The following is a 19,707-nucleotide window of genomic DNA, read 5'->3' as shown; positions in this document are numbered from 1 at the left end:
TATGTGGCAAGAAAAGATTGAACATTATGATACGCTCGCGCCGTTCGTGAAAAAAGCGGAGGCGCGGGTCAAACCATTTTTTGAGAAGATTGACGAGACGGCCGAATACAACCAGTATCGCGTCCTTGAATCTTTTAAGAAACACAAGGTGTCTGATTTCCACTTCAATCCGACGACGGGGTACGGGTATGATGATATCGGTCGAGACACGCTCGAGTCGATTTATGCGGATGTGTTCGGAGCCGAGCTCGCGCTATGTCGACCACAGATTATCTCTGGTACCCACGCGATTGGGATTGCCTTGTTCGGTGTCCTTCTACCAGGTGATGAACTGCTCTATATCACAGGGAAGCCGTATGACACGCTCGAGGAGATTGTCGGCATCCGAGGCGATGGTCGCGGCTCGTTGAAAGAGCTCGGTGTCTTGTATGACACAGTGGAATTAAAAGAAAATCGTGAAATCGATATCGATTGCGTCATCGAACGGATTCGTCCTGAAACGAAACTTGTCGGGATTCAGCGTTCGAAAGGATACGCGAACCGTCGCAGTATCCCAGTCGAAGAGATCAAAGTTGCCATCGAACGCATCAAAGCGGCGCATCCGCATGTGTATGTGTTCGTTGACAACTGTTACGGTGAATTCGTCGAGACGATGGAGCCGACGCATGTCGGGGCAGATTTGATGGCCGGCTCCCTCATTAAAAACCCGGGCGGTGGATTGGCGAAGACGGGTGGATATATCGCCGGTACGAAAGAGTTGATTGAACGCTGTTCGTTCCGGATGACAACCCCAGGAATCGGAAGTGAAGCCGGTCCATCGCTCTACTCGCTTCAAGAGATGTATCAAGGCTTCTATATGGCTCCTCATACGGTTGCGCAAGCGCTGAAAGGAGCACACTTGACGGCCAGTCTCTTGTCACTAGTGGGGTTTGAGACCGACCCGCACTATACGACTGAACGAACGGATTTGATTCAGTCGGTGACGTTCCGTGACCGTGACAAGATGATCGCGTTTTGTCAAAGCATCCAAATGGCATCTCCTGTAAATGCACATGCATTACCTGTGCCGGCCTATATGCCGGGTTATGAAGATGATGTCATCATGGCGGCGGGGACATTCATTCAAGGCTCGTCCATCGAACTTTCGGCTGATGGACCACTTCGAGCACCATACACAGCGTACGTCCAAGGTGGTCTGACGTATGCTCACGTAAAGGTCGCTTTGATGTTGGCGTTGAGCCAATTACACGGCAAGGGCTTAGTAGCATTCGACGAGCAAAATCAGTCAACGCATTTGTAACTGTTCTGTCATGTTAACTTTGTTAACATCTATTGACAGGATTGTTGTCATGTATTATTCTCACATTGTGAGACAGAAAAGGAGGGGTAAGGATGGCCGATCAATTTCGTCGCTCCAACCCGTTGTTTCCGATTGGAATCGTCCAAGATTTGACGCAGCTGACTGGTAGGCAGATTCGGTATTATGAAGAACAGGGTCTGGTTTCTCCTAGTCGGACAGAATCGAAACGACGACTTTATTCCTTTAATGATGTCGAACGTCTACTCGCAATCAAGGATTACATTGACCAAGGTTTTAACTTGGCAGCGATTCGCCATATGTTAGAGCAAGAAGGTGGAAAAGGAGCAGAAACGTCCGCTCCGGCTACACCGGTTGATGAAACTCCGAAGATTTCAGAAAAAGAGTTACATCATTTGTTGAAAACACAGCTTCAAGAAGCCGGTCGCTTCAATAAGACGTCGCTCATTCAAGGCGAGCTTTCTCGTTTTTATCGATAACGCCGCACACATCAACCATTACGCAATGTGAGAGGGGACATTTTACCATGGCCAGAAAAACGTTCACAAAAGAAGACATTAAACGCATCGCACAAGAGGAAGACGTACGCTTTATTCGTCTTCAATTCACGGACATCCTCGGAACAATCAAAAACGTCGAGGTGCCGATCAGCCAATTGGACAAAGCACTTGATAACAAAATGATGTTCGATGGATCGTCAATCGAAGGATTCGTCCGCATCGAGGAATCAGACATGTACTTGTATCCAGACCTCAACACATGGGTTGTCTTCCCGTGGACAAATGGCAGCGGAAAAGTCGCTCGCTTAATTTGTGATATTTATAACCCAGACGGGACACCGTTCAGCGGTGACCCACGCGGTACACTCAAACGTAACCTTGAAAAGATGCAAAAGCTTGGCTTCTCAGCGTTCAACGTTGGACCAGAGCCAGAGTTCTTCTTGTTCAAGAAAGACGCTTCAGGTCGTCCGACACTTGAGCTCAACGACCAAGGTGGATACTTCGACTTGGCACCAGTTGACCTTGGTGAGAACTGCCGTAAAGAAATCGTCATCGAACTTGAGAACATGGGCTTCGAAATCGAAGCGTCACACCATGAAGTCGCACCAGGACAACACGAAATCGACTTCAAATACGCCGATGCTGTCACAACGGCAGATAACATCCAAACGTTCAAACTCGTCGTCAAGACGATCGCTGCGAAGTATGGTCTTCACGCGACATTCATGCCTAAGCCACTCTTTGGTGTGAACGGTTCAGGAATGCACGCGAACATGTCACTCTTCAAAGGCGACACGAACGTCTTCTACGATCCGAACGGCGACATGGAACTTTCTGACACAGCTCGCGCGTTCACAGCTGGTATCTTGGAGCACGCTCGTGCCTTCACTGCAGTTTGTAACCCGACTGTGAACTCATACAAGCGTCTCGTACCAGGCTACGAAGCACCTTGCTACGTTGCATGGAGCGCACGCAACCGTTCACCGCTCGTACGTGTGCCAGCAGCACGTGGTCTCTCGACTCGTATCGAAGTACGTTCGGTTGACCCGGCAGCGAACCCGTATCTCGCACTTGCTGCGCTCTTAGCTTCAGGTCTTGACGGAATCGAAAAAGATTTGAATGCACCAAAACCAATCGACAGCAACATCTACGTGATGGACAAACCTGAGCGTGTAGCGAACGGAATCGACGATCTTCCGGCGACACTCTTTGACGCACTCGAAGTCCTTCGTGCAGACAAGGTCGTCATGGAATCGCTCGGTGAACACATTGGTGAACATTTCCTCGAGTTAAAAGAAATCGAGTGGGATATGTTCCGTATGCAAGTAACAGAGTGGGAACGAGATCAGTACTTGACGCTCTACTAATAGAAGAAATATGCAAAAGAGCAATGAATGACTTTCCTCAGAAGTGTCGTTCATTGCTCTTTTTTGTTGAGTTTCAGATGAAGCAGAAATGTAAAAGGATCACCTCCACGAGCGTGGAAGTGATCCTTTGTTAGTTAAAACGCTTTTTTTAAAAACGTTGATGTGTAGTCGAGTGTCGTATGGAGTGTCGTCGCGAAGACGAGTCCTAGAAAGAAAGACATGCCATGAACGTCCACCCATGAGCGAATTTCCGTTTCGTATGCCGTGAATGGTAAGAGAAGCACCAATGGGAAACCGATATATACAATCCGAATCACATCGCTCAAACCAGGAAAATGCGATAGTAGAGAGCGATGCGGCATAAGTTTCACATATGGGAGCCAAATCAATTTGAGTGGTCCCCATCGATAATACGCATCTGATTTTAAATCGAGGTCCGGGGAGAGCCAGAGCGTTCCAATAATCGCACCGATTATGAATGCGAGCGGGACGTCTAAATCAATAAAAGGCGTGGCAACCGCAAGTGCGCCGGTTGCCACGAGATTCGTACGGGTATGGGTCTTACCGCTAGCCATTAATGAATTGTCCGGTATACGCCGATAACTTTCCCTAAAATTGAGACGTTGTCAAAATACATCGCTTCTAACTCGTCGTTTTCCGGTTGAAGACGGACTTTTGAAGCTTCCTTATAAATACGCTTCACAGTCGCCTCGCCCTCTTCTGTCATGGCGACGACAATCTCTCCATTGTCGGCAGTGCTCTGTTGGCGGACGAGCACACGGTCTCCGTCCAAAATCCCTGCATTGATCATTGAATCTCCAGAAACGGACAGCATATAGACGTTATCTGAACCAACGATATGTGCCGGAAGAGGGAAGTGCTCTTCCACGTTTTCGATGGCGGTGATCGGTGTCCCCGCGGTGACTTTCCCGATGACCGGAACGTACATGACGGACTCTTGCTCCTCCATTGTGGATGCATCTTCACTCAGAATTTCAATTGCACGGGGCTTCGTCTTATCCCGACGAATCAAACCGCGTTTCTCTAGGCGATCTAGATGACCATGTACGGTCGAACTAGAGGCAAGACCGACTGCTTCTCCAATCTCACGAACAGAGGGTGGATAGCCTTTTGCCCGAACTTCGTCTTTGATGAAATCAAGAATTTGTTGTTGTCGCGCTGACATTTTTTTCATTATGTTCACCTCGATATAATCGAATAAACTGCAATCGCATCCTATTCTTTATGTATTTAGTGTAACACAAGAACACATGAGCGTACAAACATTCGTTCGTTATTTTCCCTTGACCGAACACGAGTTCTTGTTTTATGATAAGAACAGATAAACGAACAAACGTTCTAACGAACATACATTCTTATACAGGAGGTAAGGGAATCATGAAAGATACACTCAACGGAATCATTTTAGTCGGAATGCTCTTAGTCGGGATGTTCGCCTTTTATTTAGCTGGGGAGGTGCGTGGGGGAACGACACCAGTTGAACCGATCATGACATCGGAACGTACGATTGAAGAAGAGGTCGCCTATGTCGAGGCAGAGTCGATTGAAGCGCAAATCATGGCAGAGCGAGAAGAACATAATGAACGAAAAACAAAATGGTATGCCGCTGAGTGATCGTTCAGCATTGCGAACCGTTCTCAAACTGTGTATCGTAAGGAATGAATGCGATGAAAGGGAGTGATGCGATGCGAGTCGTCATCTATTGTCGGGTATCGACGAACAAGTCTACCCAAGAGACATCACTCAGTCGGCAAGTCGAAGAATTACAAGAACTAGCTTCGCGTTTAGGGGCCGACATTATAGATGTCATCACAGAACAAGAGAGCGGTTATGAAGTTAATCGACAGGGGCTGCTCAATTTACTTGACCACGTATCGACATCTCAGTTGGATGCCGTGCTCGTCACCGATGACAGTCGTTTAGGACGAGGAAATGCCAAAATTGCGATACTACACACATTAATGAAGCATGATGTGCGATTGTTGACGATGCAGTCGACTTCGGATTACGTTGTTTCTGATGCTGAGAAGATGGTGTTAGAGATTGTTAGTGTCGTCGAAGAGTATCAACGGAAAATTCATAACGCGAAGATTTCCCGCGGAATGCGTCGTGCGGTCGCCAACGGTTTCAATCCACAACGTAATATTGAGAACAATGATCAAGGTGGCCGACATCGGATTGAAGTTCCGATTGAAGAGATTATTCAATTGCGCGAGCGGGGGTTGACGTTTGCCGAGATTGCGGCGACACTTCGCGGATTCGGATACGAAGTATCAAAAGCGACGGTCAACCGACGCTATCTCGAACACCGGTCAGTTGCTGAAACTTGATTCTTCCTCTCTGATTTTGTAAAGTAGAAGAACAAATTCACGAGAGAGGGGGCGAGTCATATGTTAGCACCCGGACAATTGGAGCGAATCAATTTCCTCGCCAACAAAGCGAAGACAGAAGGACTATCTCAAGAAGAGATGAACGAACAACAAGACTTGCGTCAAGAATATTTGAAGGCGTTCCGTCAATCTTTCAAGTCTCAAATGATGGGCATGAAAGTCGTTGACCCAGAAGGAAACGACGTCACGCCAGAGAAATTGAAAGAAGAACAAAAACGCCATCGTGGTGAGTGATGCTGAATGCACATCCTATTTCGCATAGGATGTGCATTTTTGTTATACACGAACAATCATCAGACGAACGGATTGCGTTCTTTTTCATGCAATTGAAGGAAACGATTTCATATAATGTGTTATACTAATTAATTAGTTGTGACACACGAATGAGTATGATAGAATATGACGGGTAGAAAACCTTCTTAACACAGAGAGGATGAAATTAGTGGAAACAACTACTAAAGAATTATTAGCGATTAACTCGATTCGGACGCTCTCAATCGATGCGGTCCAAAAAGCAAACTCTGGTCACCCAGGAATGCCGATGGGGGCTGCACCGATGGCGTTTACACTTTGGACAGACAAAATGCGTCACAACCCGAAAAACCCGAACTGGTTCAACCGCGACCGTTTCGTGCTTTCTGCGGGTCATGGATCGATGCTCTTGTACTCGCTCCTTCACTTGTCTGGATATGATTTGTCAATGGACGACCTTAAATCATTCCGTCAAATGGACTCGAAGACACCAGGTCACCCAGAGTATCGTCACACGGCTGGGGTAGATGCGACAACGGGACCACTTGGACAAGGGATCGCGATGGCTGTCGGGATGGCCATGGCAGAAAAGCACTTAGAAGCGACTTACAACCGCGACAAGTTCAACGTCGTTGACCACTACACATTTGGAATTTGCGGAGACGGGGACTTAATGGAAGGTGTCTCGGCGGAAGCGGCATCACTCGCTGGTCACTTGAAACTTGGTAAACTCGTTGTCCTTTACGATTCAAACGACATCTCACTCGATGGTGACCTTCACAAGTCATTCTCTGAGAGCGTTGAAGACCGTTTCAACGCCTATGGATGGCAAGTCATTCGTGTCGAAGATGGAACAGATATCGATTCAATCGCAAAAGCAATTGATGCAGCGAAAGCTGAGACGTCGAAACCGACATTGATTGAAGTCAAGACGGTGATCGGATTCGGTTCACCGAACAAGTCAGGGAAGTCGGCTTCGCACGGGGCACCACTTGGAGATGCTGAAATCGAATTGACGAAACAGTTCTACAAATGGGAAGGCGAGTCGTTCTACGTTCCAAACGAAGTATACGACTTGTTCAATGAGAAAGTGGTCGAGCCCGGCGCGAAGTACGAGTCAGACTGGAACGAGCTCGTTGAAGCATACAAAGCGGCCTATCCAGAGCTTGGTGCACAGTTCGAACTTGCGATGAACAATGAGCTTCCTGAAGGTTGGGACAGCGAGTTGCCGACATTTGAAATCGGTTCGAAAAAAGCAACACGTCAAACGAGTGGCGAAGTGTTGAACGCAATCGCGAAAGCAGTACCGACACTCTTCGGTGGATCGGCTGACCTTGCAGGTTCAAACAACTCGATGATCAAAGGTGCAGTGGACTTCGATGAAGACCCGGCCGGTCGTAACATCTGGTTCGGTGTACGTGAATTTGCGATGGCGGCAGCTGTAAACGGTATGGCGCTTCACGGTGGAGTACTTCCATACGGTGCGACATTCTTCGTCTTCTCGGATTACCTTCGCCCTGCAGTTCGTCTTGCTGCGCTCATGGGACTCCCATCGACGTTCATCTTGACACACGACTCAATCGCAGTTGGTGAAGATGGTCCAACACACGAGCCGGTCGAACATTTGATGAGCTTCCGCGCGATGCCAAACCTTTCTGTTCTTCGTCCGGCAGATGGTAAAGAAACGATTGCTGCTTGGAAACAAGCTGTGACATCGAAGACAGCACCATCGCTTCTCGTCTTGACTCGTCAAGCATTGCCTGAACTCGAAGGCACATCGATTGAAACCGCAGCAAAAGGCGCATACGTCGTTGCGGGTGAATCGAAAGATGCAGACGTTCTCTTACTTGGTACAGGTTCAGAAGTACATGTCCTCGTTGAAGCACGTGAACAGCTCGCATCTGTTGGTGTGAACGCAGCAGTTGTCTCGATGCCGTCATGGGAACTCTTCGAAGCACAATCTGCTGAGTATAAAGAATCTGTCCTTCCGTCTTCAATCACAAAGCGTGTGTCACTTGAAGCGGGTGCGACACTTGGTTGGTACAAGTATGTCGGATTTGGTGGGAAAGTACTCGGAATCGATAAGTTCGGAGCTTCAGCGCCTGGAGATCTCCTCATGAAAGAATACGGCATGTCAGTCGACAACGTCGTCGATGCAGTAAAATCACTTTAATCTTAAATTGATTATTTATGACGGCCATTCATTTGGCCGTCACTTTTTTTCTAGACGACTAGCGAAGTTGTTCGATTTAGTGTATAGTAAAAAACGATGTTTCATATGGTAGAGGAGGTAAAGCCTTGAGTACATTATTTTGGATTCTTCTTGTCGTGGCAGCACTCATCGGGGGTATCGCGATTGGATTCTTCATCGCGCGTAAATACATGATGAACTACCTTGAACAAAACCCGCCAATCAATGAAGATATGATTCGTACGTTGATGATGCAGATGGGTCAAAAGCCATCACAGAAGAAAGTCAACCAAGTGATGCGCGCCATGAACGTGCAGATGAAAGATGAAAAGAAGTCATAATGAGTCGTGAAAGCACTTCGGTCCTCGAAGTGCTTTTTTTGTCTCCTCATTTTGTTAGACAATCGAACAAACTTTCGCTACGATTAAGAAATAATCTTCATATAAAGATAGAAGGGGGCGTTTCTCATTCGTGTATTTAAACAATTATCTTGGTTTTTGCGTCTCGAGTGGAAGACGTATACAATCGGTATCGTCTTACTCATATTCGTGGCAGGGTTAGAGTTGATTCCTCCACGCATCATCGGACGAGTCGTCGATGAAATCAACAGTGATTCACTCGCATCGAACACGCTTTGGATGTTACTCGGAGGACTAGCTGCGGTCGGGATTGGGAATTATGTTGCCCGCTTCTTTTGGCGCTATTTCATCTTTGGTGCTTCGATTCGTCTAGGTAGAAAGCTTCGCAGTCAATTGTATCGGCACTTTACGGACCTCGACCAGCGATTCTACAAAAAATCACGTGTCGGTGACTTAATGGCACATGCGACAAATGATGTACAGGCCGTATCGATGACGGCCGGAGCGGGGATTTTGACGCTTGTTGATAGCGTGACGCTCGGAACGTTCGTGATCATCACGATGATTACGACAATCAGTTGGAAACTGACGCTCGTCGCCTTACTGCCACTCCCAATCATGGTCGCTTTGACGACACGATATGGAAAGATGTTACATAGCCGATTCGGGGTCGCTCAAGCGGCATTTTCAGAATTGAATGACAAAGTGCAGGAAAGTGTCAGTGGGGTTCGTGTCTTAAAGTCGGCCGGGGAAGTCGAGCGGGATGTGGATTCATTTGAAAACTTATCGAGTGAGGTCATGGCGAAAAACGTCCGTGTCGCTAAAATCGATGCCTTATATGATCCGACAATCTTCGGAATTGTCGGCCTTTCCTATATCCTTTCTGTCGGATACGGGGCAGTCCTAATCGAGCAGGGCGAATTGACAATTGGACAGATTGTCAGCTTCACTGCCTATTTGGCACTCTTGACGTGGCCGATGTTAGCATTCGGTTGGCTGTTTAACATTGTGGAACGGGGACGTGCCTCATACGACCGCATCGAGCGAATGCTTGCCGTCAAGCCTGAGATTCAAGACGATCGTATGGCTGCGACGACTCTGGCGCACTCAGAGGTGGAAGTTGCCGTTCGAAAGTTCGCTTATGATGAGACTATCGTACTCGATGACGTTCATTTCCGAATCGAGCGTGGGAAAACGATTGGGATCGTCGGAAGGACGGGGGCAGGCAAGACGACAATTGTACGCTTGTTGACCCGTGAGTATGATGTGAAAGATGGCAAAATCAAAATCGGTGGAATCAATATCCGCCAAGTGAAAAAGTCACTTCTCATGGATAAAATTGCAGTCGTGCCGCAAGACCACTTCTTATTCTCTGATTCTATCGCAAACAATATCGCATTCGGAAGACCCGATGCCAGCATGGAGGAAATCATCGAAGCGGCTAAGGTCGCAGAGGTACATGAAGATATCGTCCGCCTCCCTGAAGGGTACGCGACGCTCGTCGGTGAGCGCGGTGTGACATTATCAGGAGGACAGAAGCAGCGTATTTCCATTGCGCGGGCGCTCATGACAGAGGCTGATGTGTTGATTTTAGATGATGCGCTATCTGCCGTTGATGCGAAAACCGAAGAATCGATTATCGAGCATTTTCGTGTCGGCAATCCGGAACAGGCACGAGTCATCGTCGCACATCGACTTTCCGCAGTCGAACATGCCGATGAGATTCTCGTCATCGAAGACGGTAAAATTGTACAACGTGGACGGCATGAGTTACTCCTTCAAGAGATAGGCTGGTATCGAGAAACATATGACCGTCAACAGCTTGAGGCGATCGTAGAAGGGGGTGGGCACGATGAAGCATGATATTCAAGAATGGCAAGTCATCAAACGATTGCTGAGTTACGCGAAACGGTACGGTAAACCTCTCGGTATCGCCTTCGTTTTTCTATTGATTGCGACAGGTGCCAAGTTGGCCGGTCCATTTCTCATTAAAGTGTTCATCGATGAGTTTGTCACGCCAGGTGTCTATCCGACGAACTGGGTGATTGCCCTCTTCACTGTTTATATGATTCTGCACTTGTCAGCTATTCTGTTTGACTATCTGCAGTCCATCTCCTTCCAAAAGATTGCATTGAAGATTGTCCAGAACATTCGAATGGATATTTTTCGTCACGTCATGGGGATGCGTCTCGCTTATTTTGATCGTACCCCAGCCGGTGTCCTCGTATCCCGCATCACGAATGATACCGAGGCCGTAAAAGAGCTATACGTCGGTGTCATGAGTACGTTCGTTCAGTCGGCTGTCCAATTGATTGGGACGTATATATTCCTATACATACTAGAGCCGCAACTTGCGACGATGGGACTTGTCCTACTGCCACTCTTTTGGCTCATCATCTGGGCGTATCGTCGTTTCTCGACGAAGTATTTTGCTCAAGTTCGAGACCTGTTGTCTCAACTCAATGCCCAGTTGAACGAATCCATCAATGGAATGAGAATCATTCAACAATTCCGCCAAGAAGAACGACTCATCCGTCAGTTTGAAGAAACGAATGAGGCGCACCAAGAGGCACGATATCGGAACTTAAAGCTCGATAGTATGTTACTCCGTCCAATTATTGAGTTGTTGCTCGCATTCTCCATCATTGGACTTCTCGGGTATTATGGAGTCCTCTCGATGACTGAGCAAGTTCAAGTCGGGGTCGTCTACGCGTTCATCAGTTATATCGAGCGTATTTTCCGACCGGTGCTTGACATCATGCAACGACTGAGCGAGTTTCAACAAGCTGTCGTATCTGCGGACCGCGTCTTTAAAATTTTAGATACAAATGAGCCATCTCCAGGAAAACAGTTGCCAGGAGAAGCTCGTGTTTCGGAAGGGGAGGTGCGATTCGAGGATGTGACGTTCAGTTATGACGGTGAAGTCGATGTGTTGAAACATATCTCGTTCGTCGCCAAGCCAGGAGAAACGGTCGCGCTCGTCGGTCATACCGGTAGCGGGAAAAGTTCGATCATTAACTTATTGACACGTTTTTACCCATATGGATCTGGCAAAATCACGATTGATGGACAGCCACTCGAACAATTTGAAGAACAAGAACTTCGTCAGCAAGTTGGACTGGTACTTCAAGACCCGTTCTTGTTTACGGGAACGATTGAAGAAAATTTAAAACTGTTCAATCCGAACATCGATTCAGAACGGACGCGTGAGGCCGCTGAATTTGTTCAGGCACATACGTTCATCGAGAAGTTGGATGCCGGATATGGACATAACGTCGGGGAGCGTGGGGCTACCTTCTCGAGTGGAGAACGGCAATTGCTTGCATTTGCACGCACGGTCGCGCGAAATCCAAAAATACTCATTCTCGATGAGGCGACGAGTTCAATCGATACCGAGACGGAAGAACGTGTTCAAATTGCACTCGATCGGATGCGCCGTGGTCGTACGACAATTGCGATTGCCCATCGCCTGTCGACGATTCAAGATGCCGATTTGATATTGGTTTTGCATCGAGGGGAAATCGTGGAGAGGGGAAATCATCAAGAGTTGTTGAAACAGGATGGTCTTTATAAAAAAATGTATGAACTTCAGTCTGGTCAACGTCTGATGTCTTGAATTGGAAAGGATACCTACCTAGGTGTCCTTTTTCCATGGAAAAAAGCTCGCCACCCAAGGTGACGAGCCAATAAAATTAAGTATTGAGCTGTTCTTTTTTATATTTTGATAGGACGTGATGAGTAATCAGCGAGTCAAGTTCTTGACTGACCAAAATGACTTCTGGCGAGCTCCAAGAGTGCTCTGACGCGATTTCATACAGTTCATCACGTTTTTGTTCAATGGCTTGGTGTAGTGTATCTGCTGCGGTGACTGCCACGTTCGTTCCCCCATCATGTAAGTTAGAATTTTGTGAACTAGAATATCCAAATCTTAGCACCTTCGTTTACAGATGACAAGTTTCATTTCCATTTCAAAAATTACAAAATGATATTGAGATGCGAAGGAAAAGATGCGAGCAATTTAAATAGGTTTTCGCTATAATGGTCGTGAAAGGTGGAAATCGTCATGGAAGTCACATTATGGCTCGCATTTGGGGCGGGCGTCTTATCGTTTTTATCACCATGTACGCTCCCGTTGTATCCGGTTTTTCTATCGTATATTACCGGGGTTTCCGTATCTGAATTAAAAAATGAAGGATTGAAACAGCGTACAGCTTGGTTCCACACATTTTCGTTCTTATTCGGCTTTTCGATTGTCTTTCTCGTACTTGGATTATCGACATCGTTGATTGCAGACGTCTTCATCCAGTATAAAGATAGTCTTCGGATGTTCGGAGCCATCTTGATTTTCGTATTCGGCGTTTTTTTGGCGGGCCTTTGGCAACCGCAATTTATGATGCGCGAAAAGAAAATGGATATCGGCGAACGAAAGAGTGGGTATTTTGGAACCGTATTAATCGGAATTGGGTTTGCAGCTGGTTGGACGCCTTGTACGGGTCCGATTTTAGCGGGCGTGATTGCACTTGCCGCAACGAATCCGAGCCAAGGTCTCGGCTACATGTTGGCGTATGTCATCGGTTTCGCGATTCCATTTTTAGTGATGGTCGCTTTCGTAGGCAAAATTAAGTACTTAGCACGAAACAGCGCGAAAGTTGCAAAAGTTGGAGGCTATTTGATGATGGCGTTCGGCGTACTATTATATTTTGACGGAATGAATCGATTCGCGGCCTGGATGAGCGAACTTGTCGGATTCACCGGATTTTAAGGGGTTGATCGAGATGTCAATGTTATGGGGATCGACTCTTATTGCATTATTGATGGGGATCGTGGCAAGCTTCGTTCGTGTGAAAGCATCGGCGAAACCGACGAATGCAAAAAAAATCTTGATTCCACCGCTTGCGATGACAACAGGGATGATTCAGTTTTTGATTCCTGCGTTTCGCTTGTCATGGATTGAAGTACTTGAAGCGCTAGCGGTCGGACTGATCTTTAGCCTGTTCTTAATCAAAACATCAAACTTTGAAAAACGGGATGGGGAAGTGTATCTGTCCCGCTCGAAAGCATTTTTTATCGTGGTTTTTGCACTACTTGCGATTCGCACGGCGATGAAAGTTTGGGTCGGGCATGAAGTCGATATTTTCTCCACTGGAGGATTGTTCTATTTAATTGCGTGGGGGATGATTGTTCCGTGGCGAATTGCGATGTATCAGAAGTATAAACGAATCGCAATCACATGAAAATGGAGTGGCTCAAAGCCGCTCCATTTTTGTTTACCTCTCTTTTAGGATGGCGACTTCTGTCTCCGTATCGATTCTTATATTTGTTAAGTTTTGTTGCATCCTCTATTGATGATGTGTTCAAAAAAGTCATGAGTGGATGAGGAAGCGGCTGAGAAGACGAGTCCGGCAACGATAGTTACGAGCGTTCTCAATGCTGTCTGGAAATTGAACGATGGGCTTAGGTCATATAATTCGGGAGAAAAGTTACTACTTCCAAATAGTCAAATCGCCCAATTTAATAAACAAAAAACTCTAGCCGAATTGGATAGAGTCTACTGCTGAAAATAATGTTCGTAAGGTGTCCAGTCAATTTTTTCTTCGGCCAGTGCTTTCTTTAGAAACTTGTGATCGCGTTTTGGCGTTGCAGCGATATATCCTTTTACAACGAGTTCGGTCGTCATCTTTTTAGCCCGGGATTCAAGTGCGAACTGCCCAATCTTCCCGGCGATTTTTCGGATGGCGACGTCGCGGAACAACTCGGGAACCGGTGAGACGAGCCGGTCTAGTAGCGTCCGAGTTTCCGGGGTCCATAGGTGAAGCGTTCTCTCTATATAATCATCTTCAATATCAAGTAGGGAACGTCCATCTTCTTTCGGCATTCGTTTTAAAAACTTGCGGAACATGAAGTACCCGCCAATCGTCATGAGACCAATCATGACGAATCCCCAGAATATAATGAAATACATCATCAAGTTTTCTGGCATCGTCTTTCCCCCGTTCTATTCATTCACTTACTTTCATCGTAAGTATACAAAAAAGAATCAAATTGCAAAAGGCGCACGTCCTGTTAGGATAGACGAACTGAATCGATTTCGTTAGAATAGAGAGCGTTGCTACGAGAATAAGCATGATCTGAGTCGAGAAAGGAAGGGTCTATAGTATATGAGCCAATTGAAACAGGAAGTTGAGAGACGTCGAATATTCGGCATCATCTCTCACCCGGATGCGGGGAAGACGACATTAACAGAAAAGTTACTTTTGCACGGTGGTGCGATTCGTGAGGCGGGTACGGTCAAAGCACGAAAAAATTCAAAACACGCCAAATCTGACTGGATGGAAATCGAGAAACAACGTGGAATTTCGGTTACATCGTCCGTCATGCAATTCATTTATCAAGATAAAGTCGTGTCGATTATGGATACACCTGGACACAATGACTTCGGTGAGGATACATACCGCGTGTTGACATCGGTCGACAGCGCGGTCATGGTCATCGATGCAGCGAAAGGTATTGAGGCACAGACGAAAAAACTATTCCAAGTTTGTCGTATGCGTGGGATTCCGATTTTTACATTTATGAACAAGTTGGACCGTCAGGCAAAAGATCCGCTTGAATTGATGGAGGAACTTGAAGAAGTGCTCGGCATGCCTTCTGTTGCCATCACATGGCCGATCGGGAGTGGGATGCAGTTCGAAGGTGTGTATGATCGAATGAAAAATGAAGTTCATTTGTTCCGTGGTGAGAAGTCGACGCTTCAACTGGGCGAGGATGGGGTGAACGACCCGGTGCTCGCTGATCATCTATCAGAAGAGAACTTGACAAATCTTCGCGACGAGATCGACCTTCTCGACGGAGCCGGGAACGAGATTGATGTGAATGAGATTCAAAGTGGTAAATTGACCCCAGTATTCTTCGGGACAGCACTTGTCGACTTTGGCGTGACTGCATTCTTGAATCATTATTTAAAGATGTCGCCAGCTCCAGAGGCACGTAAGTCGAACGTTGGTCCAATCAATCCGACGTCAGAAGACTTCAGTGGATTCGTCTTTAAAATTCAAGCGAACATGAACCCGGCACACCGCGACCGGATCGCATTCGTCCGCATCTGTTCAGGTGTATTTGAGCGTGGAATGGACGTGACGCTCACACGGACTGGAAAGAAAATTAAATTGAGCCAGTCGACACAGTTGATGGCGAACGACCGTGAGACGGTCGATCAGGCATTTGCCGGTGATGTCATCGGGATCTATGACTCGGGGACGTATCAAATCGGGGATACGATTACGACATCGAAACAAAAGATTGCGTTCGAAGCGTTGCCGACTTTCCCGCCTGAATTATTCATGCGCGTATCGCCGGTCAACTCACTCAAGTCAAAACACTTCCACAAAGGTGTGGAGCAGCTCGCACAAGAAGGGGCAATCCAAGTCTATCGTAACGAGTACAACGAGATTTATCTCGGTGCTGTCGGACAACTTCAATTCGAAGTGTTCGAATATCGCTTAAACAACGAGTACGGCGTAGATATCCGAATGGAGCCGGTGTCATACAGTGTTGCACGTTGGGTGAAAGACAAGGAATTGAAAGCACTGAAACCGTTCCAAGACTCACGGAATATGCTCGTCACTGACCGTTGGGAACGTCCGGTCTTCCTATTCGCGAACGAGTTCACGTTTGAGCGTTTTGCAGAACGTCATGCCGATGACTTGACTCTCGTCGAGGCACTTGACGTCAATGAAGAGATTGGTACAGAAGAATAAGTTGTAAACACCTCGTTTTTGAGGTGTTTTTTTGTGTTTAACTCCTAACGAATAACGTAATAAGTTTTACTTATGACTAATTTGTGACGGAATGTATTTTACGTCACGCTATACTTGTATTATGATAAATATGTGAAAAGTAAGCGATTACGCATTGTCGTGTGGTCGGCGCTTTCAAAAAGGGGGAAATTGCAATGGAACAAACGAATGTTTTAGACGCCTTCTCATCTCGAACTAAATTCGAGGTGAACGGGCAATCGTATGATTTTTATCGATTGAAAAAGTTAGAAGAAGAGGGATTAACGGACATCAGCCGTCTTCCTTATTCGATTCGTGTTCTGCTCGAATCAGTACTCCGTCAACAAGACGGTCGTGCCATCACGAAAGAACATGTCGAGAACTTGGCAAAATGGGGTACTGCCGACGTCTCGAAAGATATTGACGTACCGTTCAAACCGGCACGTGTCGTACTTCAAGACTTCACTGGTGTTCCGACGGTTGTAGACCTCGCCTCACTTCGCAAAGCGATGGCAGACCTTGGCGGGGACCCAAACAAAATCAACCCAGAAATTCCTGTCGACCTCGTCGTTGACCATTCTGTTCAAGTAGATGCGTACGGCTTTGCTGGTGCGTTGATGAAAAACATGGATATCGAGTTCGAACGTAACGAAGAACGTTACAAGTTCTTACGTTGGGCACAGACAGCATTCGATAACTATCGTGCCGTTCCACCAGCTACAGGAATCGTTCACCAAGTAAACTTGGAGTACTTGGCGTCAGTCGTGCTTGAGAAGAGCGATACGGAAGGTACAGTAGCTTACCCAGATTCACTCGTTGGAACTGACTCTCATACAACGATGATCAACGGTCTCGGTGTTCTCGGATGGGGTGTTGGAGGAATTGAAGCAGAAGCGAGCATGCTCGGTCAACCTTCATACTTCCCAGTACCAGACGTCGTCGGTGTCAAAATCATCGGTGAAGTCAACCCAGGTGTGACGGCAACCGATGTTGCGCTCGTCGTGACAGAGATGCTTCGTCATGAAAAAGTTGTCGGGAAATTTGTTGAATTCTTCGGTCCATCACTTCACACGATGCCACTTTCAGACCGTGCAACAATTGCAAACATGGCACCTGAATACGGTGCAACATGTGGGTTCTTCCCAGTGGATACGGAAACACTGAACTACATGCGTACGACAGGCCGTTCTGAAGAGTTGATCACACTCGTTGAAGAATATTCAAAAGCGAACGACCTCTTCTATACGCCAGATCAAGCGGATCCAACGTTCACGAAAGTGTTGACGCTCGACTTGTCAAAAGTTGAACCTTCACTTGCGGGTCCGAAACGTCCACAAGACCGAATCAACCTTTCAGACGTTCATACATCCTTCATCGATAGCTTGAGCGCTCCTGCAGGAAATAGCGGGTTCGGTCTCGACCGTTCAGAACTCGACAAAAAGGCGACGGTTAACTACGAAGACGGCGCAGTCGACATGAGCACGGGAGATGTTGCAATCGCTGCGATCACAAGTTGTACGAACACGTCAAACCCATACGTCATGGTTGGTGCCGGACTCGTGGCGAAGAAGGCTGTCGAGCGTGGATTGACTGTTCCGAAGTATGTGAAGACGTCACTCGCACCAGGCTCGAAGGTCGTCACAGACTATCTCGACAAAGCTGGCTTGACTTCTTACTTGGACGAGCTTGGCTTCAATACAGTCGGATACGGCTGTACAACATGTATCGGAAACTCCGGGCCACTCGACCGTGAAGTGGAAGAGGCGATCACAGACAACGATTTGCTCGTCTCATCAGTCCTCTCAGGGAACCGTAACTTCGAAGGACGCGTTCACCCACTTGTGAAAGCGAACTTCTTGGCATCGCCACCGCTCGTCGTCGCCTATGCTCTTGCGGGAACTGTTAACTTTGACGTCATGAATGATTCATTCGGTACGGATAAAGATGGAAATGAAGTCTACTTCAAAGACATTTGGCCATCGAACGATGAAATCAAGATGGTCGTTCAAGACGTTGTTTCCCCTGAAGCGTTCCGTAAAGAATACGAAACCGTCTTTACTGGAAACGAACGTTGGAACGCGCTAGAAGTGCCAGAAGGAAACTTGTATGATTTCTCTGATGAGTCGACATACATTCAAAACCCACCGTTCTTTGAACAACTCGAACCGGAAGCGGGTGAGGTGCACGCGTTGAATGGTTTACGCGTTATCGGGAAGTTCGCTGATTCGGTCACGACGGACCATATCTCACCAGCAGGGTCGTTCTCGAAGACGACACCAGCAGGTCAATATCTCCTTTCAAAAGGAGTGGAGCCAATCGATTTCAACTCGTACGGTTCGCGACGTGGTAACCACGAAGTGATGATGCGCGGTACGTTCGCGAATATCCGAATCCGTAACCAAGTCGCTCCGGGTACAGAAGGTGGATTCACGACTTACTGGCCAACTGGAGAAATCATGCCGATGTACGATGCGGCGATGAAGTATAAAGAGCAAGGGACTGGTCTCATCGTTCTTGCTGGAAACGACTACGGAATGGGGTCGTCCCGTGACTGGGCAGCAAAAGGAACGAACCTTCTTGGAATTCGTGCGGTGGTCGCGCAAAGTTTCGAGCGGATTCACCGTTCAAACCTTGTCATGATGGGTGTACTTCCACTTCAGTTCTTAGATGGGGAATCTTCAGAATCACTCGGTTTGACTGGTGAGGAAGCGATTGATATCCAAGTCGATGAGTCTGTTCGTCCGCGTGACATCTTAAACGCTAAAGCAACACACGAGAACGGAACGGTGACAGAATTCAAAGTCATCGCTCGTTTCGACTCGGAAGTTGAAATCGACTACTATCGTCACGGTGGAATCTTACAGATGGTTCTCCGTAACAAATTGAAATAAGCTGCACACCTTCCTTTGAAAAAAGGAAGGTTTTTTTCATGAATATGCGATTTTATGGTGAAAGTTTTAATGGAATCGGGAACAGGAAAAGAGGGAGGGGTATGCACATGGATCGAGATGAAAAAGTTGGAAAAAGTTGGTGGAAGCGGCTGATGCAACAAAAAGAAGTGGAGCCTGATCGGGAGATTGATATCACGCTCTCTGAATTGCGGCAAGCGATTCACGAATATGAACAAGCGTTGCCAAAAGGGGTAAATCGCACCGTCCTGTTGGATGACACGCAAGAAATCGATACGAAGCGATTGAAACATCATTTATCCGGAATTCCGAAACAACGCTTTTATATGTCAAAAGAAACATTTCATATCGTGCCTGAAGAAGAACGAGACGTCATATACGAGATGGATCAGGTGCAACGTGCCCTCGATCTGTATATGGATCAAGAAAAAAAACTACCGCTACGAAAATTTCAAGATTCATTACAACTAGATTTATCGCGATTAAGAGAAGGTGGTTATTTAAAAACGTTACCAAAACGACCGTACTACGTGGTGGACGAAACATTGATTGTCTCACTAGAACCTAAAGAGTCTACCTCTTGACAAGACACCTATATGTTTTGCGGTAAATGACACATTTAATG

The 19,707-nt window shown here is 46.9% G+C and carries 19 protein-coding genes; 15 read left to right on the top strand and 4 right to left on the bottom strand.

Going from position 1 to position 19,707, the window contains the following annotated elements; genetic code table 11:
- The first annotated feature begins 1 nt into the window (after position 1).
- The 3 genes from KNO98_RS02835 (at position 2) to glnA (ending at position 3,185) form a co-directional block, all read left to right on the top strand.
- Complete coding sequence (locus KNO98_RS02835; RefSeq protein WP_026825845.1) at positions 2-1,300, top strand: methionine gamma-lyase family protein; 1,299 nt, start codon at positions 2-4, stop codon at positions 1,298-1,300.
- Between the two features lie 92 nt (positions 1,301-1,392).
- Positions 1,393-1,797, top strand: a complete 405-nt coding sequence (locus KNO98_RS02830) for a MerR family transcriptional regulator (RefSeq protein WP_026825846.1) — start codon at positions 1,393-1,395, stop codon at positions 1,795-1,797.
- 47 nt (positions 1,798-1,844) lie between these two features.
- Positions 1,845-3,185 (top strand): type I glutamate--ammonia ligase, encoded by a 1,341-nt coding sequence (gene glnA, locus KNO98_RS02825; RefSeq protein WP_026825847.1) that lies wholly within the window; start codon positions 1,845-1,847, stop codon positions 3,183-3,185.
- Positions 3,186-3,319: 134 nt separating this feature from the next.
- On the opposite strand, the gene KNO98_RS02820 is transcribed toward glnA, so the two are convergent.
- Both KNO98_RS02820 and lexA read right to left on the bottom strand, forming a co-directional pair.
- Positions 3,320-3,760 (bottom strand): metal-binding protein, encoded by a 441-nt coding sequence (locus KNO98_RS02820; RefSeq protein ID WP_026825848.1) that lies wholly within the window; start codon positions 3,758-3,760, stop codon positions 3,320-3,322.
- On the bottom strand, positions 3,760-4,380 hold the full coding sequence (gene lexA / locus KNO98_RS02815; protein ID WP_214698828.1) for a transcriptional repressor LexA: 621 nt from the start codon (positions 4,378-4,380) through the stop codon (positions 3,760-3,762). Before lexA ends, KNO98_RS02820 begins: the two co-directional genes overlap by 1 nt.
- 203 nt (positions 4,381-4,583) lie before the next feature.
- Here lexA and KNO98_RS02810 point away from each other — a divergent pair, with 203 nt between their 5' ends.
- From KNO98_RS02810 to KNO98_RS02780, 7 genes are all read left to right on the top strand, one after another.
- Positions 4,584-4,820 (top strand): hypothetical protein, encoded by a 237-nt coding sequence (locus tag KNO98_RS02810; RefSeq protein WP_026825850.1) that lies wholly within the window; start codon positions 4,584-4,586, stop codon positions 4,818-4,820.
- 71 nt (positions 4,821-4,891) lie between these two features.
- Positions 4,892-5,536 carry a YneB family resolvase-like protein gene (locus KNO98_RS02805; RefSeq protein ID WP_214699933.1) on the top strand — a complete coding sequence of 215 codons (645 nt, stop codon included), beginning with the start codon at positions 4,892-4,894 and terminating at the stop codon, positions 5,534-5,536.
- A gap of 60 nt (positions 5,537-5,596) precedes the next feature.
- Positions 5,597-5,830 (top strand): DUF896 domain-containing protein, encoded by a 234-nt coding sequence (locus KNO98_RS02800; RefSeq protein ID WP_026825852.1) that lies wholly within the window; start codon positions 5,597-5,599, stop codon positions 5,828-5,830.
- Between the two features lie 199 nt (positions 5,831-6,029).
- The gene (gene tkt, locus KNO98_RS02795) at positions 6,030-8,021 is read left to right on the top strand and encodes a transketolase (protein WP_214698826.1); all 1,992 of its coding nucleotides are present in this window, start codon (positions 6,030-6,032) and stop codon (positions 8,019-8,021) included.
- 125 nt (positions 8,022-8,146) lie between these two features.
- Positions 8,147-8,380: a YneF family protein gene (locus tag KNO98_RS02790; protein ID WP_026825854.1), complete on the top strand. Its 234-nt coding sequence runs from the start codon at positions 8,147-8,149 to the stop codon at positions 8,378-8,380.
- 126 nt (positions 8,381-8,506) lie between these two features.
- Entirely contained in the window at positions 8,507-10,261 is a 1,755-nt protein-coding gene (locus KNO98_RS02785; RefSeq protein WP_214699932.1) for an ABC transporter transmembrane domain-containing protein, read from the top strand.
- A complete protein-coding gene (locus KNO98_RS02780) occupies positions 10,251-12,014 on the top strand; it encodes an ABC transporter ATP-binding protein (RefSeq protein WP_214698824.1) in 1,764 nt (587 codons plus the stop codon). Before KNO98_RS02785 ends, KNO98_RS02780 begins: the two co-directional genes overlap by 11 nt.
- 76 nt (positions 12,015-12,090) lie before the next feature.
- Here KNO98_RS02780 and KNO98_RS02775 read toward each other — a convergent pair whose 3' ends face one another.
- Positions 12,091-12,273: an aspartyl-phosphate phosphatase Spo0E family protein gene (locus tag KNO98_RS02775; protein ID WP_214698822.1), complete on the bottom strand. Its 183-nt coding sequence runs from the start codon at positions 12,271-12,273 to the stop codon at positions 12,091-12,093.
- A gap of 188 nt (positions 12,274-12,461) precedes the next feature.
- On the opposite strand from KNO98_RS02775, the gene KNO98_RS02770 reads away from it, so the two are divergent.
- On the top strand, positions 12,462-13,160 hold the full coding sequence (locus KNO98_RS02770; protein WP_012726450.1) for a cytochrome c biogenesis CcdA family protein: 699 nt from the start codon (positions 12,462-12,464) through the stop codon (positions 13,158-13,160).
- 19 nt (positions 13,161-13,179) lie between these two features.
- Positions 13,180-13,632 carry a CcdC family protein gene (locus KNO98_RS02765; RefSeq protein WP_026825860.1) on the top strand — a complete coding sequence of 151 codons (453 nt, stop codon included), beginning with the start codon at positions 13,180-13,182 and terminating at the stop codon, positions 13,630-13,632.
- A 314-nt stretch (positions 13,633-13,946) separates the two neighbouring features.
- On the opposite strand, the gene KNO98_RS02760 is transcribed toward KNO98_RS02765, so the two are convergent.
- On the bottom strand, positions 13,947-14,378 hold the full coding sequence (locus tag KNO98_RS02760) for a DUF2621 domain-containing protein (protein ID WP_026825861.1): 432 nt from the start codon (positions 14,376-14,378) through the stop codon (positions 13,947-13,949).
- Between the two features lie 178 nt (positions 14,379-14,556).
- On the opposite strand from KNO98_RS02760, the gene KNO98_RS02755 reads away from it, so the two are divergent.
- The 3 genes from KNO98_RS02755 (at position 14,557) to KNO98_RS02745 (ending at position 19,666) form a co-directional block, all read left to right on the top strand.
- Positions 14,557-16,155 carry a peptide chain release factor 3 gene (locus KNO98_RS02755; RefSeq protein WP_026825862.1) on the top strand — a complete coding sequence of 533 codons (1,599 nt, stop codon included), beginning with the start codon at positions 14,557-14,559 and terminating at the stop codon, positions 16,153-16,155.
- 194 nt (positions 16,156-16,349) lie between these two features.
- A complete protein-coding gene (gene acnA / locus KNO98_RS02750; RefSeq protein WP_214698820.1) occupies positions 16,350-19,064 on the top strand; it encodes an aconitate hydratase AcnA in 2,715 nt (904 codons plus the stop codon).
- A gap of 107 nt (positions 19,065-19,171) precedes the next feature.
- Positions 19,172-19,666 (top strand): DUF3939 domain-containing protein, encoded by a 495-nt coding sequence (locus KNO98_RS02745; RefSeq protein WP_251129429.1) that lies wholly within the window; start codon positions 19,172-19,174, stop codon positions 19,664-19,666.
- Positions 19,667-19,707 lie beyond the last annotated feature (41 nt).

The organism is Exiguobacterium sp. s57 (assembly GCF_018617685.1).
Lineage (GTDB): Bacteria > Bacillota > Bacilli > Exiguobacteriales > Exiguobacteriaceae > Exiguobacterium > Exiguobacterium marinum.
This window is presented reverse-complemented; position numbering and strand designations above follow the sequence as displayed.

Coding starts and splice junctions, on each gene's coding strand:
- tkt (WP_214698826.1), top strand. CDS start 6,030: ATGAAATTAGTGGAAACAACTACTAAAGAATTATTAGCGATTAACTCG.
- KNO98_RS02805 (WP_214699933.1), top strand. CDS start 4,892: ATGCGAGTCGTCATCTATTGTCGGGTATCGACGAACAAGTCTACCCAA.
- glnA (WP_026825847.1), top strand. CDS start 1,845: ATGGCCAGAAAAACGTTCACAAAAGAAGACATTAAACGCATCGCACAA.
- KNO98_RS02835 (WP_026825845.1), top strand. CDS start 2: ATGTGGCAAGAAAAGATTGAACATTATGATACGCTCGCGCCGTTCGTG.
- KNO98_RS02780 (WP_214698824.1), top strand. CDS start 10,251: ATGAAGCATGATATTCAAGAATGGCAAGTCATCAAACGATTGCTGAGT.
- lexA (WP_214698828.1), bottom strand. CDS start 4,380: ATGAAAAAAATGTCAGCGCGACAACAACAAATTCTTGATTTCATCAAA.
- KNO98_RS02800 (WP_026825852.1), top strand. CDS start 5,597: ATGTTAGCACCCGGACAATTGGAGCGAATCAATTTCCTCGCCAACAAA.
- KNO98_RS02820 (WP_026825848.1), bottom strand. CDS start 3,760: ATGGCTAGCGGTAAGACCCATACCCGTACGAATCTCGTGGCAACCGGC.
- KNO98_RS02830 (WP_026825846.1), top strand. CDS start 1,393: ATGGCCGATCAATTTCGTCGCTCCAACCCGTTGTTTCCGATTGGAATC.
- KNO98_RS02770 (WP_012726450.1), top strand. CDS start 12,462: ATGGAAGTCACATTATGGCTCGCATTTGGGGCGGGCGTCTTATCGTTT.
- KNO98_RS02760 (WP_026825861.1), bottom strand. CDS start 14,378: ATGCCAGAAAACTTGATGATGTATTTCATTATATTCTGGGGATTCGTC.
- KNO98_RS02745 (WP_251129429.1), top strand. CDS start 19,172: ATGGATCGAGATGAAAAAGTTGGAAAAAGTTGGTGGAAGCGGCTGATG.
- KNO98_RS02755 (WP_026825862.1), top strand. CDS start 14,557: ATGAGCCAATTGAAACAGGAAGTTGAGAGACGTCGAATATTCGGCATC.
- KNO98_RS02810 (WP_026825850.1), top strand. CDS start 4,584: ATGAAAGATACACTCAACGGAATCATTTTAGTCGGAATGCTCTTAGTC.
- acnA (WP_214698820.1), top strand. CDS start 16,350: ATGGAACAAACGAATGTTTTAGACGCCTTCTCATCTCGAACTAAATTC.
- KNO98_RS02765 (WP_026825860.1), top strand. CDS start 13,180: ATGTTATGGGGATCGACTCTTATTGCATTATTGATGGGGATCGTGGCA.